This is a genomic window from Mobiluncus mulieris ATCC 35243 (assembly GCF_000160615.1).
In the GTDB taxonomy this organism is placed as follows: Bacteria; Actinomycetota; Actinomycetes; order Actinomycetales; family Actinomycetaceae; genus Mobiluncus; species Mobiluncus mulieris.
Genome location: NZ_GG668519.1, coordinates 320,165 through 322,327 on the forward strand (window position 1 = coordinate 320,165; position 2,163 = coordinate 322,327).

Consider the following 2,163-nt stretch of genomic DNA (forward strand, 5'->3'; position numbering starts at 1 on the left):
AAACCCAGGTGGCACGAACCGCAAAAACCGCCCGGGGTGACTATTGAATCACCCAAACCCCTAAGCCCGTCTCATTCCAACCTTGAGCCCCCGGCAAGACACACGGTTCGATGTTTCTCGTCGAAGTGCCGAATTACTAATCACCCAACCAAATCTGGCTTTCTTTCCAACCCGATTGAAGTCCCATACGCGTCTGGTCAATCGCGGGATGTTCTGCCAGCAGATCCTCGAAACGCTGCGGCCAGTGCGTGCTGGGTGCCACGCGACGCAACAAGTACCGCAGAATCATCACCACTGCGCCAATCTTGCGGGAATCGATTTCATACGGTTCATGCCACCGGGGGTCATCGCGCGGAATCATTGGTTGCGTGCCTAGCATACGGTTCCACAAACGCCCGTGATGAGCACAAATATTGCGCACTGTGTTCAACGTCATCAGCCAGGACTGCAACACTGCAGGCGCTACCCCAAGGTGAGCCGCCACCCGCCGACGAACCTCCACCGGAGCACCCCTATACAGCGTCAAAGTCATCCCAAAATCCATCAAATTAACCAGCATCCAGTACGGAGGCAATTTGTGTTTATCCCCATACACGTCACGAAAATGCACGGCAAAAGGCTCACGCGACCGCAAAAAAGCATGCCTACATTTATTCAAGAAATCCTCATGTTTGCTGCCACTAAGCCTGGGAAGACTGGTCGGATCTAGGTAGCCAAACGGTCCACCCGCCTCGGAAAGCAGATACGCCATCTGAGTCCGGATAAAAACCTCGACCCGTTCCACGGCATCGAACACAACCAGCCGTAGCTGCCGGTCAAAAACGTATGTTTCCCAAACCTTGTCCAAGGTAGCCCCGGGACGGAAAACATCACCGCTCCTAAACGGATACGTATAACCACTCAGCCGGTAATAACCCGTATCAAAAAGCCTTTGTAACAGCGCTTCGCGGTCAGCCACCAGCCCGCGTGTCAACAACAAGTCAGCCTGTTGCTCGAAACTCAGGTGCTGCTTCGTATACTCCACGTTGCCTCCAGAAAAGTAAAACCGGCCGTTGAGCTTGAATCAGAGGCCGGCCGGTGTACTGCTACTACTGTACCCCATATCCTCGCGTACATGCACAGTTTCGCACCCACCAATAGTGGGGTTACCCTTGTTTTGTTGGCATTAGTCTTAGAAGTTCTGCGGGGGATTCCGGGGACTGAGTATGCAGGTAGCACCACCAGGCTATAGCGCGGAGTTGATGGTTTATTCCCATACCACGATGCGCCCTAAGGACGCTTCTTAGCTGCGTGTTTACTCCGCCTTCGATAGGGTTATTAGTCCTTGGCAGACACCCAACTCTCTCATTGTCGGAGTATAAATCTGGTTCCAGAAACGTGAACATTTCACCTTTCTTGATAAGGCGTATTAGCAGGTTACGGGCTTTAACCAGTCGTTCATGAGTATCAACATACTTCCCCGTGTCCGTAAGAGTTTTCTCGGCCAAGAAATCCTCATACTTCTTCGTCCAGGTATAGAAATCTACTATCCACTTGTCCCTGTCTATAGTGGTCTTCACGGCTAGAAGTTGTTTAGCCAGCCGGTAGAGTTCCCTACCAGCAGGACTTTTTGACTTGGTAGAAGTGTAGGACTTGATGTTACAAAACACGTGGAACAGGCATCTTTGTACTCTAGTAGTTTTCCAGCACGCCCGCCTGGCCGAGGCGAAGCCCGTGCCGCCATCACATAGCATTAGCTGGGGTGGGGGTATCTTGCTGAGCAGGTCTTTATAGGCCTGTGTGGTTTCTTTCCGGGCAATATGCCACCCCACCACGTGCCTATCAGAGTAGGCTATCAAAACCACCACAATCCGGCGTAGATATATTCCATCAACATGAATAACACGGTGAGCCTCCCCGTCCGGAATCCAGATTGGCCATAATTCCCACAGCCTAGCGGCTTTCCGTCTGAACGTGCGGCCTTGTCCTGGTAAGTCGCGGTGAGTGTTTTTACCCAGGATAAACTCCAGGAAAAACGTTAAGTCCCGTGCTGTCACATCGTTGCCCCACCGGCCAGTAATCCGGCATTCTGGGCAGCGCCAGCGCTGCACTCCGCGTTTATCGTGGCCATTCTTCACCATTGGTTTCCCACACTCGGGACAAGCTTTCCTATTCGTTTTCATA

At 52.2% G+C, this 2,163-nt stretch carries 2 protein-coding genes; both read right to left on the bottom strand.

Features of this window, described 5'->3' with window-relative positions; translation table 11 throughout:
• Positions 1–136: 136 nt before the first annotated feature.
• A complete protein-coding gene (locus HMPREF0577_RS06425) occupies positions 137–1,024 on the bottom strand; it encodes an Abi family protein (protein WP_004012959.1) in 888 nt (295 codons plus the stop codon).
• 121 nt (positions 1,025–1,145) lie between these two features.
• A complete protein-coding gene (locus HMPREF0577_RS06430) occupies positions 1,146–2,162 on the bottom strand; it encodes an IS1249 family transposase (protein ID WP_127891464.1) in 1,017 nt (338 codons plus the stop codon).
• Position 2,163: the final 1 nt, after the last annotated feature.